This window comes from Yersinia sp. 1252 StPb PI (genome assembly GCF_048593885.1).
GTDB classification, from domain to species: domain Bacteria; phylum Pseudomonadota; class Gammaproteobacteria; order Enterobacterales; family Enterobacteriaceae; genus Yersinia; species Yersinia enterocolitica_E.
This window is the reverse complement of record NZ_JAZGQE010000531.1, coordinates 1-349: the sequence shown is the minus strand read 5'-3', so window position 1 is coordinate 349 and position 349 is coordinate 1. Positions and strand designations below refer to the sequence as shown.

Genomic DNA, 349 nt, shown 5'->3' with positions numbered 1-349 from the left:
GTTATTTTGTCTCTCAATAAATGGAGTGAGAGATCTGTTACTATCTCCGAATCAGGAGAATCCGATGTTAGTGATATGACTTTTGTTTTATTGGTTTGCTTTATTTTAACATTTTGCAGCTCTCTATAAACAGGAAGTAAAGCATTGTATAACTCCTGACCTTCCCTAGTTATTAAAAACACTCCGTTTAAATTTTCAAATAGTTTACACCCTGCCCATGATTCTATTTCTTTCAACATTTTAAAAACAGGCGGAACTGTAATAAAAAGCCTTTCCGCAGCTTTTTTATAGCTTTTTTCTTCAGCCATGGCTATGAAAAGATTTAGTTGTTTAGACAGAAACAAAATAC

1 protein-coding gene is annotated in these 349 nt (G+C 33.0%); it reads right to left on the bottom strand.

Features of this window, described 5'->3' with window-relative positions:
• The coding region (locus tag V2A85_RS24630; RefSeq protein WP_420072682.1) for a LysR family transcriptional regulator at positions 1 to 308 on the bottom strand (308 nt) is incomplete at its 3' end.
• Between the last annotated feature and the right edge of the window lie 41 nt (positions 309 to 349).